Origin of the sequence: Hymenobacter sp. B1770 (assembly GCF_049896385.1) — a bacterium.
Classification (GTDB): Bacteria; Bacteroidota; Bacteroidia; order Cytophagales; family Hymenobacteraceae; genus Hymenobacter.
Genome location: NZ_JAFCUF010000003.1, coordinates 35,683 through 55,244 on the forward strand (window position 1 = coordinate 35,683; position 19,562 = coordinate 55,244).

14 protein-coding genes, 1 tRNA gene and 1 pseudogene are annotated in these 19,562 nt (G+C 57.6%); 6 read left to right on the forward strand and 10 right to left on the reverse strand.

Annotated features, from left to right (window positions below):
* Window positions 1-127 precede the first annotated feature (127 nt).
* Window positions 128-1,078: a hypothetical protein gene (locus ACP7AJ_RS07060; RefSeq protein ID WP_426059494.1), complete on the forward strand. Its 951-nt coding sequence runs from the start codon at window positions 128-130 to the stop codon at window positions 1,076-1,078.
* 108 nt (window positions 1,079-1,186) lie between these two features.
* Here the strand turns inward: ACP7AJ_RS07060 and cphA are convergent, their stop codons facing one another.
* The 3 genes and pseudogenes from cphA to rpsA form a co-directional block, all read right to left on the reverse strand.
* On the reverse strand, window positions 1,187-3,832 hold the full coding sequence (gene cphA / locus ACP7AJ_RS07065) for a cyanophycin synthetase (RefSeq protein ID WP_426059495.1): 2,646 nt from the start codon (window positions 3,830-3,832) through the stop codon (window positions 1,187-1,189).
* Between the two features lie 161 nt (window positions 3,833-3,993).
* Window positions 3,994-4,064: transfer RNA gene (locus tag ACP7AJ_RS07070), tRNA-Cys, on the reverse strand.
* Between the two features lie 587 nt (window positions 4,065-4,651).
* A pseudogene (rpsA, locus tag ACP7AJ_RS07075) lies at window positions 4,652-6,457 on the reverse strand (30S ribosomal protein S1); the annotation flags it as partial.
* 204 nt (window positions 6,458-6,661) lie between these two features.
* Between rpsA and ACP7AJ_RS07080 the strand changes: the two are divergent.
* Both ACP7AJ_RS07080 and ACP7AJ_RS07085 read left to right on the forward strand, forming a co-directional pair.
* A complete protein-coding gene (locus tag ACP7AJ_RS07080) occupies window positions 6,662-7,180 on the forward strand; it encodes a hypothetical protein (protein ID WP_426059496.1) in 519 nt (172 codons plus the stop codon).
* A 145-nt stretch (window positions 7,181-7,325) separates the two neighbouring features.
* Complete coding sequence (locus tag ACP7AJ_RS07085; protein ID WP_426059497.1) at window positions 7,326-8,162, forward strand: alpha/beta fold hydrolase; 837 nt, start codon at window positions 7,326-7,328, stop codon at window positions 8,160-8,162.
* A 76-nt stretch (window positions 8,163-8,238) separates the two neighbouring features.
* Here ACP7AJ_RS07085 and ACP7AJ_RS07090 read toward each other — a convergent pair whose 3' ends face one another.
* The 7 genes from ACP7AJ_RS07090 to ACP7AJ_RS07120 all read right to left on the reverse strand — a co-directional run bounded on the left by ACP7AJ_RS07090 (window position 8,239) and on the right by ACP7AJ_RS07120 (window position 13,445).
* On the reverse strand, window positions 8,239-9,306 hold the full coding sequence (locus ACP7AJ_RS07090) for a fatty acid desaturase family protein (protein WP_426059498.1): 1,068 nt from the start codon (window positions 9,304-9,306) through the stop codon (window positions 8,239-8,241).
* A 60-nt stretch (window positions 9,307-9,366) separates the two neighbouring features.
* Window positions 9,367-9,861, reverse strand: a complete 495-nt coding sequence (locus ACP7AJ_RS07095) for an HNH endonuclease (RefSeq protein WP_092677388.1) — start codon at window positions 9,859-9,861, stop codon at window positions 9,367-9,369.
* A gap of 265 nt (window positions 9,862-10,126) precedes the next feature.
* Window positions 10,127-10,918, reverse strand: coding sequence for an NlpC/P60 family protein (locus ACP7AJ_RS07100; protein WP_426059499.1), 792 nt, complete (start codon window positions 10,916-10,918; stop codon window positions 10,127-10,129).
* Window positions 10,919-11,018: 100 nt separating this feature from the next.
* The gene (gene smpB, locus ACP7AJ_RS07105) at window positions 11,019-11,477 is read right to left on the reverse strand and encodes an SsrA-binding protein SmpB (protein ID WP_426059500.1); all 459 of its coding nucleotides are present in this window, start codon (window positions 11,475-11,477) and stop codon (window positions 11,019-11,021) included.
* Window positions 11,478-11,547: 70 nt separating this feature from the next.
* Window positions 11,548-11,952 carry a thioesterase family protein gene (locus tag ACP7AJ_RS07110; RefSeq protein ID WP_426059501.1) on the reverse strand — a complete coding sequence of 135 codons (405 nt, stop codon included), beginning with the start codon at window positions 11,950-11,952 and terminating at the stop codon, window positions 11,548-11,550.
* Window positions 11,953-12,043: 91 nt separating this feature from the next.
* Window positions 12,044-13,057: a tRNA (adenosine(37)-N6)-threonylcarbamoyltransferase complex transferase subunit TsaD gene (gene tsaD / locus ACP7AJ_RS07115; RefSeq protein ID WP_426059502.1), complete on the reverse strand. Its 1,014-nt coding sequence runs from the start codon at window positions 13,055-13,057 to the stop codon at window positions 12,044-12,046.
* A gap of 19 nt (window positions 13,058-13,076) precedes the next feature.
* Window positions 13,077-13,445, reverse strand: a complete 369-nt coding sequence (locus tag ACP7AJ_RS07120) for a hypothetical protein (protein WP_426059503.1) — start codon at window positions 13,443-13,445, stop codon at window positions 13,077-13,079.
* Between ACP7AJ_RS07120 and ACP7AJ_RS07125 the strand changes: the two genes are divergently transcribed.
* From ACP7AJ_RS07125 to ACP7AJ_RS07135, 3 genes are all read left to right on the forward strand, one after another.
* Window positions 13,429-18,030 (forward strand): translocation/assembly module TamB domain-containing protein, encoded by a 4,602-nt coding sequence (locus ACP7AJ_RS07125; RefSeq protein ID WP_426059504.1) that lies wholly within the window; start codon window positions 13,429-13,431, stop codon window positions 18,028-18,030. The two genes, ACP7AJ_RS07120 and ACP7AJ_RS07125, sit on opposite strands and share 17 nt — an antisense overlap.
* Before the next feature lie 118 nt (window positions 18,031-18,148).
* On the forward strand, window positions 18,149-19,048 hold the full coding sequence (locus ACP7AJ_RS07130) for a cell division protein FtsX (RefSeq protein WP_426059505.1): 900 nt from the start codon (window positions 18,149-18,151) through the stop codon (window positions 19,046-19,048).
* Between the two features lie 120 nt (window positions 19,049-19,168).
* Window positions 19,169-19,495, forward strand: coding sequence for a DUF3098 domain-containing protein (locus ACP7AJ_RS07135; protein ID WP_426059506.1), 327 nt, complete (start codon window positions 19,169-19,171; stop codon window positions 19,493-19,495).
* Window positions 19,496-19,562: the final 67 nt, after the last annotated feature.

Sequence of the window (19,562 nt, forward strand, 5' to 3'; positions counted from 1 at the left end):
TCCGTCAAAGTAAATTGAAAACTTGCCAGGGCACGGAAGTCCCCTATTTTTACAACCCAAAGGTAAGCGCCGCACTGCGGCAAGCCGCCTAAAAACACTCTCGCTTTTTTCGATTAACTATTCCCGCATGGACCCAAACGAAACCACCGAACCCCGTTCCAATAATAGCCGCGTCCTGCTCTGGGTAGCCCTGGTGTTGGTGCTACTAGGCATCAACGGCGTTCTGTTTTACCTCAACCAGCAAAAAGGACAGAAGAACGAAGAGCTAACCACGGAGGTCAAAGCCAAAGACACAAAGCTGCAGGACCAAATCAAGCAGTACGAAGCCTTGAAGGCCGATTTTGAGCGCCAGAGCCAGGAATTGCAGGCCCTGGGCCTGAGCAACGATTCGCTGGAAGCCAAGATTGCCAGCGTCAACGCCGACCTGCTGAAGCTCCGCTCTTTCCGGGCCGGTAGCTTCTCCATTGCTCAGCAAAGCCTCTTCAAGCGCCGCGCCCAGAATCTTGAAGGCCAGCTTCGGAAACGGGACGAGGACATTGCCCAGCTGAAAAAGGACAACGAAACGCTTTACACCGAAACCACCACTCTCAAGCAAAAGCAGAACAAGCTGACCGATACCATCAGCACCATTGTTCGCAGCAATCAGGAGTTGTCGGAAAAAGTAGGCGTGGCCTCACGCCTGCAGTCCGAAAACATCAAGGTGGCCATTATCACGTCCAAGAACAAAGAAAAAGACGACGATAAATCGGAATTCAAAGCCAAGCGCGTAGAGAAAGTAAAGGTCACCTTCAATCTGGCACGCAACGACGTATCGCCCAAGGAAACCAAAGCTATCTACATGCGCATTCTGGAGCCCGACGGCGCCGCTCTCTACAACCTGAGCACGGGCGGCGGCACCTTCACCGTGGATGGCCAGGAAGCCTTCTACACGCAAAAGCAGGATGTGGTGTACGACAACTCCAAGCAGAAGCTGGACTTTGTGTACGCCAAAGGCGCCGAGTACAAGAAAGGCCAGCATACAGTGGAGCTGTATGAAAGCGGCCAGCTGATGGGCAAGACCACCTTCACCCTGAAATAGCTGCCGGCTAGTTCCTCGACCTTCCGCATCGGACACAAAAAAGCCGCTTCAGTTACTGAAGCGGCTTTTTTGTGTCCGATGCGGAAGGTTGGCCAGTTAAGCTTAGCCTTAAACTACCGGTTCCGCTACCTCGCTCTCGTACTTATCAAGCCGGGCAAGCGTGCCCGGAATGTCTTCGGTGAGCAACGTTACCACAGCGCCTTCGGGGGCGGTGTTCAGCACGTGGTCCACCGCTTCCATCTCGTCTTCGATGTAAGTGATGGGCAGGTCTGGCTTGTCGAGGCGCAGGCCACGGGTCATTATCTCCCGCAAAAACTCGGCGCTTTTGCCGCGCAGGTCGTAGTTCTGGCGCAGCACCACCTCGTCGAAGATGCGCCCGGCAATGCGGGCAAAAGCCAGTGTGTCTTCGTCGCGGCGGTCGCCCAGGCCCGATATCACCCCGATTTTGCGCGTGGCCGTGGTGGCTTCCATGAAATCGGCATATTTGGAGAGGCCGGCCGTGTTGTGGGCGTAGTCCACAATGACTTCAAACTTGGGAAATTTGTAGGAGTTCATCCGGCCGGGCGCCTTCGTACCTGTGGGTACAAACGAGCGGAAGGCGGTTTTGATGTCGTCCTTGTCGAACCCGGCCAGGTAGCCGGCGAGCGCGGCCGCCAGGCTGTTTTCGATGTTGAAGCCAGCGCGGCCCCCGAACGTCACCGGAAACTCGGCGGCGCGGTCAATGCGCAGCTTGTAGCTGTTTTTGTAAATGGTGATGTAACCGTCCTCGTACACGGCAGCTACGCCGCCGCCCTCCACGTGCTCGCGGATGCGGGAGCTGTTTTCGTCCATGCTAAACAAGGCCACGCGGCAATCGACGGTCCGGGCCATGGCATACACCAGGTCGTCGTCGGCGTTGAGCACGGCCCAGCCGCTTTTGCGCACCGTGCGGGGCAGCACGCCCTTCACGGCAGCCATTTCCTCCACCGTGTGAATGTCGCGCAAGCCCAAGTGGTCAGCGGCCACGTTGGTCACCACTGCAATGTCGCAGGTGGTGAAGCCCAGGCCCGAGCGCAGCATGCCGCCGCGAGCGGTTTCGAGCACGGCGTAGTTCACAGTGGGGTCTTTCAGCACAAACTCGGCGCTCACGCCGCCGGTGCAGTCGCCGGTTTGCAGCTGCACGCCCTGAATATAGATGCCGTCGGTAGTGGTAAAGCCCACTTTGTAGCCCTTGCTGGCCACTAGGTGCGCAATCAGGCGCGTGGTAGTGGTTTTGCCGTTGGTGCCCGTCACGGCAATGATAGGGATGCGGGCGGTGGCACCGGGCGGGAAAAGCATGTCGACCACCGGGGCGGCCACGTTGCGCGGCAGGCCATCGGCGGGCGAGATGTGCATGCGGAAGCCGGGCGCGGCATTTACCTCGATTACGGCACCCCGGTTCTCGTTGAGGGGCACGGCAATGTCGGTAGCCATCAAATCGATGCCGCAAATGTCGAGGCCCACGATGCCGGCCACCCGCTCGGCGAGCAGCACGTTGTAGGGGTGCATAAGGTCGGTCACGTCGCTGGCGGTTCCGCCGGTGCTGATGTTGGCGGTGCTTTTCAGGTAAATCGTTTCCCCATTCGGCAGCACCGACTTCAGCGTCAAGTCCCTGTTTTTAAGTATGTCCAGCGTATGCTTGTCGGCCTTGATGGCCGTCAGCACTTTTTCGTGGCCCACGCCGCGGCGGGGGTCTTTGTTAACTTCGTCGATGAGTTGCTGAATGGTGCTGATGCCATCGCCGGTCACAGCTGCAGGCGTCCGCTTGGCCGCGGCAATGAGCTTGCCATTCACCACCAGCAGGCGGAAGTCAAAGCCTTCGATAAACTGCTCTACAATCACAGCCCGAGAATAGGCCTGGGCGGCTTTCAGGCCCTCGGCGGCATCTTTCCAATTCGTGATGTGAATGGTAGCGCCCTTGCCGTGGTTGCCGTCGAGCGGTTTTGTCACGATGGGGAAGCCTAGTTCCTCAATGGCATCGCGGAGGCCATTCTCCGAGTACACCGTGGTGCCCCGGGGCACTGGCACGCCCGCATCTTTCAGCATGGCCTTGGTGCGGTTCTTATTACCGGCTACCTCTACGCCGGCGTGCGAAGTGTAGCTGGTGGTAGTGGCCCAGATGCGCTTTTGATTGACGCCGTAGCCCAGTTGAATAATGTTGCTGTTTTTGAGAGCGATATAAGGAATGTTGCGCGAAGCCGCCTCGGCCACAATGCTGTAGGTGCTGGGTCCGATAAATTCCTCTTCGCGGATTTCGTGCAGCTCGTCAATAATGATTTTAAGGTCGACCTTCTCCTTTTTACAGGAAGCCTCCACTATTTCGACTGCAGCCTCAACAGCGCGACGCCCAGCCCGCTCTTCCTGGTAGGTGAATACCACATACTCCACCCCTTCCTCACGCGCCGGGTACGATTTGCCCCAGTACACGGGCATGCCCGCGAGCCGCTGCAGTTCCAGGGCAATGTGGTAGATGACGTGCCCTAGGGGCTCGCCGTCGTTCAGCTGGTCCAAATCCAGAGGTGGTCGCTTTACCGACTGTCTTCCGCCGCTCATGCCAGTGGGCGGAGCTTGGCCAATTTTAGGAAACAGTTTCATCAGTCGGTCGCCGAGCCCGGTCACGGTGTTGGACCACTTCCCAGCGAACTCTTCCAAATCAACTTTGGCAACAATGAGCTTGGTATGCTTTACAGACCAGTAGCTTGGGCCGCGCATGGTGCGCAGGTCAATAATCTTCATATTGAGAAAGAAAAAAGGCGTTTGAACTCCCCTACGTAAGGAAATCTGCCTTGGCTACGAAATGTAGGCATAATGCCGGCCAAAACCCGGAAATGATGTTCCGGCCACAAAAAAAGCCCCGTCTGCTAAGAAGCAAACGGGGCTTTTTCTTCCCTAATCAGAGGTGACGGGCGGATTCGAACCGCCGTAGGAGGTTTTGCAGACCTCTACCTAGCCACTCGGTCACGTCACCAGTAGTGGTCTTTTGGGAGCGCAAAGGTAAGCAGCCCGTTTTGGGTGGGCAAGGCAAAAGCACAAAAAAAGCCCCGGTGTTGCGGCCGGGGCTTTTCTCTCACTCAAAACCAAGCACTAGGCGTTGGTTTCGTCTTCCTTTTTGTCGTCACCGGCAATCAGGTCTTTGGCACGGTCAACCAGGTCACCGGCTACGTCCGAAGCCTTCTCGAATGCGGCAGAGTGCGTTACGGCGTCAGCGGCGTCGCTGGCTACGTCCTTCACTTTGTCGATGGCAGCCGAAGTAGCACCGGCGATGCCGGCCAGCAGGCCACCTTCTGCCTCAGCAGCGGGAGCTTCAGCGGTATCGTCAGCCGGAGCAGTTCCTTCGATGGTTGCAGCTGCAACAGCGGCTTCCTTAGCAGTAGCAGCACCGGTTGGCCCTTTGCCCGTGGCAGCAGCGCCGTCAGCAATGGCTTGCTGGTTGTCGGGGCCAGCGGCGGGAACACCGGCAGCGACTTTGGCAGCTACCGAAGTCTGGTCGGCCACGGCGGGCTCGGTGGCGCGCTTGCTTTCGGCAGCTTTCAGCTTCTGCTCACCAGCCTTGCGCTCGTTGCCCATCATCTGGTCGCGCAGTGCGCTCAGGGCGTCGAGGTCACCCAAAGTCGACTTCTCTTCGGTCTTCTTCAGGTCGCTGATTTTGCCTTCGCCCTGGGGCTCACCGGCTTTGGTGTTGGTCTTCTTCTTAAACTTGGCGTTGCGGCTGTCGTCCTCGGCAGCGGCTTCTTTGTTGAAGATGGCCGTGTGCGAGAGTACAATGCGACGGTCGTCCTTCGAGAACTCCGTTACGCGGAAGTCTAGCGCTTCGCCGTTCTCGGCGCTGCTGCCGTCTTCCTTCACCAAAGACTTGGGGTAAGCGAAGCCCTCGATGCCGTAAGGCAATTCGAGTACTGCGCCACGCTCCGACTTCTCGGTGATGGTAGCACGGTGTACCGAGCCGGGAGTGAACACCGTCTGGAAGGTATCCCAGGGGTTCTCCTCGAGCTGCTTGTGGCCCAGGGCCAGGCGACGGGCGCCCAGGTCCAGCTCCAACACAACTACGTCCAGCTTGTCGCCCACCTTCACCATTTCGGAGGGGTGCTTGATTTTCTTGGTCCACGACAAGTCCGAAACGTGCACGAGGCCGTCTACACCCTCTTCCAGTTCAACGAACAGGCCGAAGTTGGTCAGGTTGCGCACGAGGCCGCTGTGCTTGGTGCCAACAGCGTACTTGTCGCCGAAGTCGCCACGAGTCCAGGGGTCTTCGGTGAGTTGCTTGATGCCGAGGCTCATCTTGCGGTCTTCGCGGTCGAGCGTCAGAATCTGCGCTTCTACCGTGTCGCCCTGCTTGATGAAGTCCTGCGGGTTGCGCAGGTGCTGGCTCCAGCTCATTTCCGAAACGTGGATGAGGCCTTCTACGCCCGGTACCACTTCCATGAAGGCGCCGTAGTCGGCCACGTTCACGATGCGGCCCGATACTTTCGAACCTGGCTGCAGGTCGGCGGGCAGCGAATCCCATGGATGGGGAGTCAGCTGCTTCAAGCCGAGGCTAATACGCTTCTTGGCTTCGTCGAAGTCCAGAACCACGATGTTCAGTTTCTGGTCCAGGGTCAGTACTTCGCTCGGGTGAGCGATGCGGCCCCACGAGATGTCCGTGATGTGCAACAGACCGTCGACACCGCCGAGGTCGATGAACACGCCGAAATTGGTCATGTTCTTGATATTGCCTTCCAGAATCTGGCCTTTCTCCAGGTTGTTGAGGATGGCTTCGCGCTGCTTCTCGAGGTCTTTCTCGATGAGCACCTTGTGCGAAACAACCACGTTGTCGAAAGCGGAGTTGATTTTCACAACTTTCACTTCCATGCGACGGCCAACATAAATGTCGAAGTCACGGATGGGCTTCACGTCGATTTGCGAGCCGGGCAAGAAGGCTTCTACGCCGTCGAGCTCCATGATGAGGCCGCCTTTGGTGCGACGCTTCACTACGCCTTCGAGGATGGTATCCAACTCGAGGGCGTCGTAAATGGCCTTCCAAGCCTGCTTGATTTTGGCTTTCTTACGGCTCAGGATGAGCTGGCCGTTGATGTCTTCCTGGTCTTCGATGAACACCTCAACCTCATCGCCGATTTTCAGGTCGGGCAGGTCGCGGAATTCAGTAATCGACACCAAACCATCGGATTTGAAGCCGATGTTCAGGATTACGTCGCGGTCGGTGATGCCAACCACGGTGCCCTTCACTACTTCTTCTTCCTGTACGGTCGTGAGCGTGTCGCCGTACATTTTCTCCATCTCGGCACGCTGGTCAGCCGAGTAGTTTCCACCAAAACCGGTGGCTCCGACATTATCCCAGTCGAAATCGTCAATCAAATTTGCCATAAATAGCTATTGGGCACCTCTTGGATAAACGTAGCGGCCGGTGCCCGGGCCCTTACGCGGTTCTTGTTGAACACCTTGCCGTTGTGCAGCAAAGCCCGCCACCCTGGCGGGGCCGCAAAGGTACGGGTTATGAGGGAGTTTTGCTAACAATCTATACCTGAGGCTTAGTAGTAAATGGTACATTTACAAAACATACCACTTGCTATGGTCTATCGTCACGCTCGACTCTATCTCACGCTCATTATTGCTACTTTGGCCAGCTGCAATCAGTATAATACTCAATATAATATTGGGGTTCGCAGCTTTTACAACCTAAAAACCAATAGTTACAAAGTTGCTGAAGCACAGATTGTACAGTTATACAGGGATGGAACATTAGAAACCAATTCTGACTCGCTGACTAAATTAATTGCCCGTAGCATTCCTGGTTTTCCTATTGACAGTGCTCAAAACGAATGTACAAAACATGGCTACAGAAAGTATCAACTTGGGGCCGTGGTTAAGCAGGACTTTGTAGTTTTTTACCCCGTTAGTCAAACCTATTATCATTATGAAATCACAAACTGCGGCGGTCCTTCCGGATGTGATGTTCACGTCAATTTCATAATTAAAAAAGACCCTCATACAGGAAAAAGGGTAGATGTTCAGTGGCAAGACGCCGGACCAAGTCTACAAGAATTTGAAGACCAACTCCTGCCAATTATTCTTCAAAAATTTCAGTAATGCGGGAAACGCAACTGTGGTTGATTAATCGTCGCAACCTGTTCGCTTATTGTCGCAAGCCACAATCTTAACCATACGCCGGGCAACTTCGCCCCTACTCAAGTAGTAAAGCCAAGGAGTTAATTCACCCAAAACTCCTTTACTCATGGCCTATTTCAAAGCAGGCGAAGACACGGCCGGTAACCCGGTCAATATTTTTTACGAAGACTGGGGGCAGGGCAATCCCGTGGTGCTCATCCACGGCTGGCCGCTCGACCACACCATGTGGGAGCATCAGGCCATTGGGCTGGCCAAAGGCGGCTCGCGCGTCATTGCTTACGACCGCCGGGGTTTCGGCCGTTCCTCCCGGCCCTGGACGGGTTATGACTATGACACACTGGCTGCCGACCTCAACGCCCTGCTCGAAGAACTGGACCTAAACAACGTGACGTTGGTAGGTTTCTCGATGGGCGGCGGCGAAATAGCTCGCTACCTCGGCACCTACGGCGACGCCCGCATTGCCCGCGTAGCTTTTGTTGGGTCGGTAACGCCCTTCATGCTAAAAACCGACAACAACTCGGAAGGTGTGCCCCAATCAGTATTCGACGGAATGGGCGATGCCATGAAAAAGGACCGGTTTGATTTCCTGCAATCATTTGCCAAAAGCTTCTACGGCGTGGGCATGATAAGCCACCCCGTGAGCCAAGGCGTGCTGGATTGGAACTTCACCGTGGCCTCGCTGGCCGCTCCAAATGCTACCCGTGACTGCGCCGTAGCTTTTGCTACCACCGACTTCCGAGCCGACTTGCAGGCTGTGAAGGTCCCCACGCTAGTTATTCACGGCGACGAAGATGCAACCGTGCCCATCGATGCCAGCGGCGCGCGCACGGCCAAAATGATTCCGCAAGCCGAGTACAAGGTGTACAAAGGCGCCCCGCACGGCTTGTTCTTCACAGATAAAGACCAGCTGACTACCGACCTGTTGTCTTTTGTTGGCCGCTAAGGCTCGTAATTAAGTGCAGCAAAAAGCCCCGACGCCAAAGTAGCGTCGGGGCTTTCTATTTACTGATTCCGACTATTTAGGCGGCGCGGCCCATCTGGCGCAAGTAGCCCACGTGCGAAGCAATGGCCGAACGGGTACGAGCGTAGTTGTTGTATTTCACATCAAACTCATCGCATACCTGCTGCACAATCTTGCTGATGGCGGGGTAATGCACGTGCGAAATTTTGGGAAATAAGTGGTGCTCAATCTGGAAGTTGAGGCCACCAACCAGCCAGCTTATTACCTTATTATCGGTGGCGAAGTTGGCAGTGGTACGAACCTGGTGAATGGCCCACTCGTCTTCCAGCTTGCCGGTGGTGATGTGGGGAACGGGGAAAGCTGCGTCCTCAACCGTGTGCGCCAGCTGGAAAACCATGCTTAGAACCAAACCGGCCACCGAAGTGCTCAGCAAGAAGCCGACCAGCCAGGGCAGGAAACCGACCATGTAAACGGGCAATGCGATGTAAAGCACCAAGTTCAAGGCCTTGAATCCCCAGAAGCTTACGTGTTCGCCGGTGTTCATCGGCTTGAGACCAATGGCGCCGATTTGGCGCGTGAAGTACTTCTGGTAGTCCATGGCGAACACCCACGAGAGGTAGAGCAGGCAATAGAGCACCCAGAAATAGAAATGCTGATAGCGGTGCAGGGCGTGCTTGGGCTGCTCGGGCGTCATGCGCATCCAGGGACGGATGTCGATGTCATCGTCGTGGCCCGCAATGTTGGTGTAGGTATGGTGGATGAGGTTGTGCTTGGAATTCCACATGTAGGGGCTACCGCCGAGCACGCCCAGGGTGTAGGCGGCTAGCTTGTTTACCCAGGAGTAGCGCGAGAAGCTGCCGTGTGCGCCGTCGTGCATCACGTTGAAACCGATGGCAGCAATAACGCAGCCAGCCACCGCGCATTCGAGCAGAGCTAAAGCTGTGGGAGGCGTGAAAAACACCAGGTGTACGTACAAGCCAATCAGGGAGCCGACGAGCAGTACTGCTTTGACAATAAGACTGGTATCACCAGTCATCCGCCGGCCCGACTCCTCAAAGTATTGGTTGATGCGAGTTTTTAGCTCGGTATGAAAGGAGCGTGTAGCAGCGAATTTGGGGAGGGCCATGGGCGGAATTTATGGAAGCAGGGGACAAAGTTACCCCGCTCCAACGCCTTACGGTCCAACTTAGTTTAGATAGGCGTGCCAGTTCTGGTCAATCGTCCCCGCCGAGAGCTTGAGAAAGCCTGCAAGCGTCGGTTTCTTCGGCTGCTGCCGGATGGTAAGCCCAGCCTCATTGGGCGTGTGGTGGCCTTTGGCGTGGTTGCAGCGAGAGCAGGCTGTCAGGAGGTTAGTCCAGCTCGACTCGCCGCCACGAGAGCGCGGCACCACGTGGTCGAGGGTCAGGTTCTTGGTCGAGCCGCAATACTGACACTCAAAATGGTCGCGCTTAAAAATATTATGTCGGCTCAAGGCAATGCCCTTGTAGGGCACGCGCACGTAGCGCTGCAGGCGAATGATGCTCGGCTTGGGGTAGGCGTGCGAAATTGTGCGCAAAACACCTTGCTCCGACTTAGCCACCATTTCGGCTTTATCGAGAAAAAGGAGCACAAAAGCCTTTTGCACGCTACACAGGGTGATGGCGGTATAGTCGCCATTCAGCACTAATACTTTTTGGTCCATACACGCTTGGGGCTCGGAGTAACCCGCCGAAAGCTAGCGGTTTCCAAGCGGATAAACAAGCGGATTTGGCTTAAGTTCACCCATGGAGCTACCGTGTCATTACGAGGAGGCACGACGAAGTAATCCGTCCTTTCAATGCGACCAGTCTCATAATGTGACTAAGCCCCGATACAGCACAGCGCCGAGGCTTGTCGCTTCAGAAAACGTCTGATTCTTACAGGACGAATTGCTTTGTCGTGCCTCCTTGCAATGACTGCCCCTCCTCCTACTCCGGCAGCAAGCGCTTTAGAAGCCGCAGCTTGTGCGAGTAGCGCTGGCGGCCGCGGTTATAGATGCCGTTGTGGTCGAGCGGGTCGATGCGAACTTCGCCGTGGGCATGAAGAATTTGTCCTTCGTCCATCACCATGCCCACGTGCACAATGCGTCCCTCGGCGTTGTCGAAGAAGGCGAGGTCGCCGGGTTTGGCCTGGGCCACGAAGTGCACGGGGCGGCCGTGGTCAATTTGCTGGCGAGCGTCGCGTGGGAGCTGAATGCCAACCAGGCCATAGAGCTGCTGGCAGAGGCCGGAACAGTCGAGACCGAAGATGCTTTTGCCGCCCCACACGTAGGGGGCCTTCAGGTACAGCAAAGCCATTTTGCGGAGCAGGGCGGCCTGGCGTACGGGGTCGGGTGAAGCGGCGGGATTGGTGGCGATGCCGTTGAAAAAGTACTGTTGGTCGCCGAGGCGCAGGTTCATGCCGTCGAAAAAAGGCAAGCGGCAGCCCAGCGTGAGCGGGATTTTGGTAGTGGCGTCGCTTACGGCCTGAACCACGTCGAGGGCACGGGGGTGGTCCTGGGCGCACCAAGCGGCGTAGTACTCGCCCGATACGGGCGTGTGCTGCTTAGCGTCCATCCAGCCCACGTAGCCGTCGGCGGCCAGCTGCACTTGCAGCCAGCTTTCCTGGGTGACCAGCACTTGATAGCACTCGCCAAAGAGAAGTTGGGTGACCAGCTCGGCCCGGTCGGTGGGCTCGGCGCGGACGGGGACAGCGCTCAGAGCGCAGATACCGGGATTCAAAGCGGTGAAGTGGTGAAGTGGTGAGGTGTGAGTGCAAAGAACGGGATGCGGCTGTCATTGCCACGTTCCGGTGCGCTTCACTCGCAATGACAGCCGCACCTTACATGCGTTCCATGTCGCGCTTCTGAGCTTTTTCCTTGAGGTCGTTGCGCTTGTCGAACAGCTTTTTGCCCTGAGCCAAGGCTATTTCGATTTTGGCAAAGCCGCGGTCAGTGACGAAGAGGCGCAGCGGGATAATGGTGAGGCCCTGGTCGACGCTTTTGCCGGCTAGCTGCTTCAGCTCGCGCTTATTAAGCAGGAGCTTGCGCTCGCGCATGGCGTCATGGTTGTTATAGGTGCCGAGGGAATAGGGCGCGATGCGGATAGAGTGAATCCACAGGCTGCCGTCGGAGTGGAAGAGGCAGTAGCCATCGGTCAGGTTCACGTTTCCTTCGCGAATGCTTTTGATTTCGGTGCCTTGCAGCATAACGCCCGCGTCGTACTTGGCCAGAAAGGTGTATTCGTGGCTGGCGCGGCGGTTCTTGATGTTGATAATGGCGGGTTTATCGTCTTTGGCCATGCTTGATTAGTTGTCAGTTGCTCGTTGTCCGTTGTCAGGCCAACGGTGCGGGGGATTGGAGTGAGGCAGCCTAGGCTTGCAGTGCGGCGAAGCGAGCCGCCAAGCGCGCCCTGGCCACAATGCGTTGGCCGGTATGGCCGGTAGCCACGAGGCGGGCCCCCACCCGGGCTTCTACGGCACAACGCAGCGCGGGGCCGTCGAGGGCCTCAAAGGTAGCCGTTATAACCACGGTTTCGCCGGCAAACGCGGGGGCGTGGTGCTGGATGAAAAGCTCGGTGCCGATGCCCTCTTCATCGGGGGCTTTCATCTCTAATACGAAGAGGCGGGCAGCCCATTCCATCTCGCGGCCCAGCGCAAATGTGCTGAGGACCTGATGCACCAGGCCACCGGTGTCCGGGCCAAAGTCGGCAAAGTCTTCGGCGCGAACAGTGTAGTGGTGGGTTTTGACGTCGCCGGGGTGGAAAGTATTAGTCATTTGCGTGTAGCGCGAACTTTGCAGTTCGCGTCCCGCAACGACACCCGGGCGATTTGCACACGGCGCGGGGACGCGAACTGCAAAGTTCGCGCTACGTTAGCTTTAGGCGCGGGTCGGGGCTGCTAAGCTGGGTGGCAAAGTCGCTGGCCTCGTACTGAAAATGTGCCGTCATGGCCACCATGGCCGCGTTGTCGGTGCAGAAGGCAAAGTCCGGGATGAACACCTCCCATCCTTGTGTTTCGGCTTCGGCTTCCAAGGCGGTGCGCAGGCCGGAATTGGCCGCCACGCCGCCGGCCAGGGCAACCTGCGTGAGACCAGTGTCGGCGGCGGCGCGACGGAGCTGGCGCAGCAGCGTGGCCACGATGGTGTGCTGAATGCTGGCGCAAAGGTCAGGCAGGTTCTCGGCCACGAAATCAGGATTGCCGGCCGTTTCTTTTTTCAAGAAATAGAGAACTGAGGTTTTCAGGCCGCTGAACGAAAAATCGTAGCCGGGCATGGCGCCCACCGGAAACGCAAACCGGGTAGGGTTGCCTTGGCGAGCCAGCTTGTCGAGGTGGGGCCCGCCGGGGTACGGCAAACCCAAGAGCTTCGCGGTTTTATCGAATGCCTCCCCAGCCGCATCATCAATGGTTTGGCCCATGACCTCCATTTGCAGGGCCGACTTCACGACCACCAGCTGGGTGTGACCACCGCTCACGGTGAGGCATAGGAAGGGGAAGCGCGGCTTGGGGTCGCGGATGAAATGGGCCAGAATGTGGGCCCGCATGTGGTTCACGGCCAAAAGGGGTTTGCCCAGGGCCAGGGCCAGGGTTTTGGCAAACATCCCTCCTACTAATAAGGAACCGAGCAGGCCCGGACCTTGGGTGACGGCCACAGCGTCGAGGTCGTTTTTGGTGATGCCGGCTTCTTTGAGGGCGGCTGTTACCACGGGCAGCAGGTGTTGCTGGTGGGCGCGGGAGGCCAGCTCGGGCACCACGCCGCCGTATTGCTCGTGTACTTTTTGGGTGGCCACCACGTTGCTGAGCAGCTGGCCGCCGGCCAGAACGGCAGCGCCGGTGTCGTCGCACGACGATTCGATGGCGAGGATGATGGGATGGGCGGGCATTTGGCTTGAAATGTAGGCTTTAACAGTTGGCGGGACGCCGCATGCAACGGTACCCGCTTTTCAGGTCTCGTAGCAAGGCTTGGTTCTGCAATGAGGCAATCCGTTGCGGCGCGGTGATGGGAAACCCAAGGTTCGGGCTTTCCTTGCAATGATTGGCGCTGCGCGGGCTGGTTTTGGCTCCACTTTTGGGTAGTGCAAAGGTAAACCAACGGGCTTTGCGCTGGTCGAAGGAATTGAACCCGACCTTGGACGCTGCCGTTCCCTTGGCCTGATACTTGGCAGTGCTGTTCCGCAGCAGTTGCCGCAAACAACTAAAAAACCGCAACTTTGCGAATTGCCTCGCGTTTTCCGCTTTATTCTTCCCTGCCCCGGTGCGTCGTTTCTTCACTATTCTGCTAAAAATACTGCTGGGCATTGGCTTGGTGGTAGCATTGGCCATAGTGGGAACATTGGTGGCCCTGCGGGTGCCGAGCGTGCAAACGCGGCTGGCGCACAAAGCAGCCGATGTGCTTACCCAGAAGCTGGGGCAGCGCGTAACGATTGGGCGGGTGGATGTACGGCCGTTTTCGAGCCTCCTGCTGGAAGGTGTGATGGTGCTGGACCGGGCCGGTGGCGAGTTGTTCAGCATTGGGCAGGCCGATGCCGACATTTCCTTGTTTTCGGTGTTTGACCCGCGCCACCTGCACATTGCCAAGCTCACGCTGAACGAACCCCGGTTTGTGTTGAAAAACCTACCCGGACAGCCCGACTCGACCACCTTCAACCAATTTATGGCGGCGGTGGAGCGGCTGGTGGGCCCCAGCGACACCACCACCTCGGCCCCCTTCGACTTTAAAGTTGCCGACGTGGCCCTACGCAATGGCCACTTTGCCATCGAGAAGCAGGACGTGCCGCGCTCGAAAACCTACGGGCAAAGCATAGACTACGACCACATGGTAGTGGACAGCATCTATGCCGACATTACAAAGATTCGCTTGGGCGATACGCTGGGTTTGCGCATCAGCAACCTGCACGCCGTAGAAACCCCGTCGCGGACGCAGCTGCGCGAAATCACGGCCGACATGCTGTACGGCCCGCACTTTTGGGAGTTCGACAACCTTAGCCTGCGCGTGGGCCGCAGCCAAATCAAGGACTACCTGCGGTTTGAGTTCCGGGTGTTCAGCAACTTCGCCGACTACAACGACTCGATGAAAACCATCACCCGCCTGCGCAACTCGCGGGTGTACACGGACGACATCGCCAAGTTTGCCCCACAACTGGCTACCATGCACGACGCCATCACGATTTCGGGCGAGGCCTCGGGCTACGTGCGCGACTTCAAGGTGAACAACTTGGACGTGCGCTACGGCAAGGGCACGCACATAGTAGCCAAGCGCGCCCACGCCGACAACCTCCCCAACTACCGGGAAAGCTTTATCGACCTGCGCCTGCTGCCTTCGGTGGTGCTTACCAGCGACCTGAAGCGCTGGCTGCCGGCCTCGGCCAATAAGATTGTGCAGCGCCTCGGCACGGTAAAGCTCCAGGGCCAGATACTGGGTTTCTACAGTGACTTTGTGGCCAATGCCTCCTTCGACACCAACCTGGGCTTTGTTGCCACCGACCTCAACCTTAAAACCAAAACCGACCTCACCCGCGCAGCTTACAAAGGCACGGTGCGCGCCAATGCGTTTCAACTGGGTAAATTCCTCGGCGACGAAAGTGTGATTCGGGACGTGACCCTCAACGGGCAAGTGAACGGCGTGGGCTTTCTGCCCCCCGCGGCCCGCGGCCAAGCCAAGGCCACGGTGGCCAGTATCTGGCTGAATGGCTACCGCTACCGCAACATCACCTTCGATGGCGACTACCATCAACAGGCCTTCAGCGGCCATCTGAGCATAAATGACCCCGCCGTGCGGATGGTGGCCAACGGCCGGATTGACCTCGACCGCGCACACCAGGATGTAGACATCAAGGCCAAAATTGATAGGGCTAACCTGCGCACCTTGGGCCTCACCGACCAGAACCTGACGGTGGCTACCACGGCCGCCGTGAAGTTTCGCGGGGTGCAGCTCGACTCGCTCATTGGCCATGCTTACCTGCGCAAGTCGACTTTTAGCCTCGATGGCCGCGCGCTAAGCCTCGACACGCTGGACGTAATCAGCACGCGCAACGGCCGCAACGAGCGCCAGGTGACCGTGCGCTCCGAGGCAGTGGACGCGCGCGTGACGGGTACCTTCAATACCTCCGACGTGGTGCGCGACGTGCAAACCCTGCTCACAGAATACCGGCTCAATTTTGAAAGCAACGACGTGGCCACGGCCGAGTACTACAGCCGCAAAAGGCAACGAGAACTGCCCGTGTATCAGATTGATTTGCTGCTCAACCTGAAGCGGCCCAATCCGGTGCTGAAGCTGTTTGTGCCCGAGCTGCAGGTGGCAAACGGGAGCCTCATCGATGGCTCATTCCGCAGCGGCGAAACGTCGATTTTCCAGCTTGGCGGCCACCTCGACAGCCTGCGCTACGGCCCCGTGATGACGATAAACAACGATTTCGACTTCCTGACCTCGAAGCTGCCCTACAAACCGGAAGTATTGGCCCAGGCCAGCATCACGAGCGACCAGCAAGTGTTGCCCACGCTGGGTCGCACCGAAAAGTTTATTGTGGAAGGCGTGTGGGACCAGGAGCGCATCAATTTTTCGACCTCGCTGGCCCAGACGGGCACCACCAACCGGGCCACCATCAACGGCTCGCTGGGCTTTTTGCCGCGGGCGGTGGAAGTTGTGTTTCGGCAGTCGGGCGTGCACCTGCTGGATAAGGAATGGACCATAGCCGAGAATAACTCGGTGCGCATTTCGGATTACGGCCGGGAGTTCGACATTTCGAACCTGACGTTTAGCAACGGGGTACAATTTGTGGGCGCGCAGGGCTTCATTTCGCCCGATGCCAGCAAGCCCGCGCTGCAGCTCCTGATGAAGGACTTCGAGCTGGCCACCCTGAACACGCTGACCGGCCAGAACCTCAGGGGCCGCGTGAACGCGCAAGGCACCATGACCGGCGTGTACGGGCCGCTGACCATCAACAGTACACTAGGTGTGGATTCGCTGATGTATGACGGCACCTTAATTGGGCAAGTGGCCGGCCGGGCCGATTGGGACAATACTGCCAGCAAGCTGCGCATGAACCTGGACGTGGCTCGTACGGGCCAGTCGGTGCTCACGGTGCTCGGCGACATTACCCCCAGCGACGACACTAACCAGTTTAACCTGACGGGTACCCTGAACGATGCTCCCTTGGTGCTGGCCCAGCCTTTTCTGGGCACGCTGTTCCGGAACCTGGGCGGCACCGGCCGGGGCGAGCTGCGCCTTACGGGCCGGTTTGATTCGCCCAACCTGCTTGGGCGCGTCGACGTGAGCAACGGGCGCCTCACGTTTGGCTACCTGGGCACGACCTACACCTTCGCCGACCGCATCACGTTCACCAACCGGTCGATAGAATTCCGGAAAGTACGCCTGCGCGATGTGTTGGGCAATACCGGCGTAGTGGATGGCATTGTGAACCACCGCGGCTTCAAAGAAATGAGCCTGGACATTGCGGCCAACTTCCGCAAAATGCAGGTGCTCAACACTACCCGCAAGGACAACGAGTTGTATTTCGGTACGGCCTATGCCACCGGCACGGCCCGGGTGACCGGCCCGACAGACGACCTGGACATCAATGTGCGGGCCACGAGTGAATCGGGCACCCGCATTTCGCTACCCCTCGACAACGCCGCCCGGGCTCAGAAAGCCGGCTACATCACGTTTGTGAACAACAACACGGTCGGCGATACCGTGCTGGTGAAAAAAGCCCAGGTGGTAACGGCTCAGCAGAAAATCGACCTTTCGGGCCTCAAGCTCGACATGAACCTGACCATCACCCCCGATGCGTATCTGGAAATTCTGCTCGATGAAAGCACGGGCGATGTCATTCGCGGCTCGGCGGCGGGGCAGCTGCGCATGGCCATCGACACGAGGGGCGAATTCAATATGTTTGGGCAGGTGGAAATCGTGCGCGGCGCTTACAACTTCACCCTACAGGGCCTGATTAACAAGGAGTTTGTGGTACGGCCGGGCGGTATTATTTCCTGGAACGGCGACCCGCTAGCCGGCGAAATGAACGTCACGGCTACTTATACTCAGCGCACCTCGCTGGCGCCCGTGCTGGGCAACGCCAGCAACGGCAGCGCCGCGGTAGTGCCAGTCACGGCCGTAATGAACCTGACCGGCCCGCTGTTGCTGCCGGCCATCAAGCTCAATCTGGAGTTCAACGACGCGCCGGGCACGCTTCAGGGCGACTTGGCCTTCTTCATGGCCTCACTACGCAACGACGAGCAAGAGCTTAACCGCCAAGTATTCAGCTTGCTGGTGTTTAAACAGCTCTCACCGCAGGGTTCCTTCGGAAATACCATTTCCATTCGGGGCCAGGACAACACGGTACAGAACAGCCTGGGCCAGATTTTGAGCACCCAGCTAGGCCTGCTCACTTCGCAAATCGACCAGAACCTGGAAATCGACTTTAACATCAACGGCCTGACTGCTGAGCAGTTGCAAGCGCTGCAAGTGCGCCTGAGCTACTCCTTCCTCAACGGCCGCTTGCGCGTAACCCGCGAAGGGGGCTTCACCAGCAATGCCAACCTAGTGAACGCCGGCGCCGCTGTGCCCACCTCCGGCAACACCGCCGGCCAAGCGTCCCTGCTCGGCGACCTGAGCCTGGAGTATTACCTCCGACCCGACGGCAAGTTCCGCACCAAGCTGCGCTACGAAACCACTCCGCGCGACCTGGAAACCATTAACCAGCCCCGCGCCGGCTTGTCACTGCTGCACACCGAACAGTTCAACACGTTTGGGGAATTGTTCACCCGCAAAAATCCTAGACGAAGGGAGCGAAATACCCAAAAAGCCCGCGAGGGCCGCGAGGTACTGAATGTGGACGAGGACCCTCGCACGAACCTGTAGTGGTGAAATGGTGGAGTGGTGAGTTTGACGTTTTTTCGTTGCATTTTGGTAAAAATCAAACACCGAACTCACCATTCTACCACCTCACCATTGTACCACTCTGTACCTTTGCCAAAATATGGCCGCTTCCATCTCCTCCTCCACCCGTAAGAAAAAGCTTGGCTCCTATCCTACCTTGCTGGTGGTGTTCAGCATCACGCTGGCCCTGGTGGTGATTGGCTTGTTCGGCCTGTTGCTTGTGCACGCACAAAAGCTGTCGGAAGTGGTGCGCGAAAACCTGGAAGTGCAAGTGTACCTCGACCGCGAGCTGCCGGAGACGGAATTGCTGCGCCTGCAGCAGGACCTGGGCCAGCTGCCCTTCGTAGCCGAGCGCGACGGCAAGCCCCAAATCCGGTTTGTGAGCAAGGAAGAAGGTGCCCGCCAGCTGCTGCAAAGCACCGGCGAGGACTTCCGCCAGTTCCTAGGCGATAACCCCTTACGCGATGCCTACGTGCTCAAAATCAAGCCGGAATACACCGACACCCTGCACCTACGCCAGCTGGACCGGAGCGTGTCGGCCCAGCGCGGGGTGTTTGAGGTGCAGTACCCGCAAGACCTGTTTGCCAGCATTAACAACAACCTGACCCGGGTGAGCCTGGTGCTGTTGGGCTTTGCGGCCGTGCTGGTGCTGGTGGTGGTCATTCTCATCAACAACACCATTAAGCTGGCCCTGTTTTCGCAGCGCTTTCTGATTCGCTCCATGCAACTGGTGGGCGCAACGCCGCTCTTTATTCAGCAGCCTTTCTTGCGACGGGCTACCTGGCAGGGCTTGGCCAGTGGTATGCTAGCTGCGTTGCTGCTGGTGGCGCTGTTGCAATACGCTTACCTTGAAATAGAGCCGTTGCGGCTCCTGCGCGATGATTTTCGCTTGGCCGTGCTCCTCCTAGGCGTGGTGGCGCTGGGAGTTATCATCGGCTTTTTCAGCTCGGTTCGCGCCGTTCATAAATACCTAAAAATGTCGCTCGACGACTTGTATTAGTCATTTATCACTCATCAATCACCATTTAACCGTTGGGCAGGCACCCAGGCGTGCTGGCAGTTAAGTATTGATTTTTAGTTGATAAACGACCATTGTTAAATGATAAATGTTAATTATTAAATGAACCCATCCCCCGCTCCTCGTTTTGCTTTTGGGCCGCGCAACTACCGCCTGATGTGGATTGGCCTGGCTGTGCTGGCCGCCGGCTTCATCACCATGATGTTTGGCGACAAGGAAAACTACGGCGAGGATTTTGTTGGCATCACGTTGGGGCCGCTGCTCCTCATTGCCGGCTTCCTAATTGAGTTTGCCGCCATCATGGTGCGCGACAAGAGCCTGGCTCAAACCATTGATGCTCCTGCAGACACTGCCATTACTACAGTGGTTGCTGGTGCTCCAACTCCAGTTGCTCCCACAGCTACCCCTGCCTACAAGCGCCCTTATTAGTGGTTGCTGGTTAGTGATGTGAGTTTACCTTCTCTCTCTAACCTCCCCTCCCTAACCACTAATCAAC

Coding starts and splice junctions, on each gene's coding strand:
- ACP7AJ_RS07135 (WP_426059506.1), top strand. CDS start 19,169: ATGAACCCATCCCCCGCTCCTCGTTTTGCTTTTGGGCCGCGCAACTAC.
- tsaD (WP_426059502.1), bottom strand. CDS start 13,057: ATGCCCGCCCATCCCATCATCCTCGCCATCGAATCGTCGTGCGACGAC.
- ACP7AJ_RS07130 (WP_426059505.1), top strand. CDS start 18,149: ATGGCCGCTTCCATCTCCTCCTCCACCCGTAAGAAAAAGCTTGGCTCC.
- ACP7AJ_RS07110 (WP_426059501.1), bottom strand. CDS start 11,952: ATGACTAATACTTTCCACCCCGGCGACGTCAAAACCCACCACTACACT.
- ACP7AJ_RS07090 (WP_426059498.1), bottom strand. CDS start 9,306: ATGGCCCTCCCCAAATTCGCTGCTACACGCTCCTTTCATACCGAGCTA.
- ACP7AJ_RS07080 (WP_426059496.1), top strand. CDS start 6,662: ATGGTCTATCGTCACGCTCGACTCTATCTCACGCTCATTATTGCTACT.
- ACP7AJ_RS07095 (WP_092677388.1), bottom strand. CDS start 9,861: ATGGACCAAAAAGTATTAGTGCTGAATGGCGACTATACCGCCATCACC.
- cphA (WP_426059495.1), bottom strand. CDS start 3,832: ATGAAGATTATTGACCTGCGCACCATGCGCGGCCCAAGCTACTGGTCT.
- ACP7AJ_RS07085 (WP_426059497.1), top strand. CDS start 7,326: ATGGCCTATTTCAAAGCAGGCGAAGACACGGCCGGTAACCCGGTCAAT.
- ACP7AJ_RS07060 (WP_426059494.1), top strand. CDS start 128: ATGGACCCAAACGAAACCACCGAACCCCGTTCCAATAATAGCCGCGTC.
- smpB (WP_426059500.1), bottom strand. CDS start 11,477: ATGGCCAAAGACGATAAACCCGCCATTATCAACATCAAGAACCGCCGC.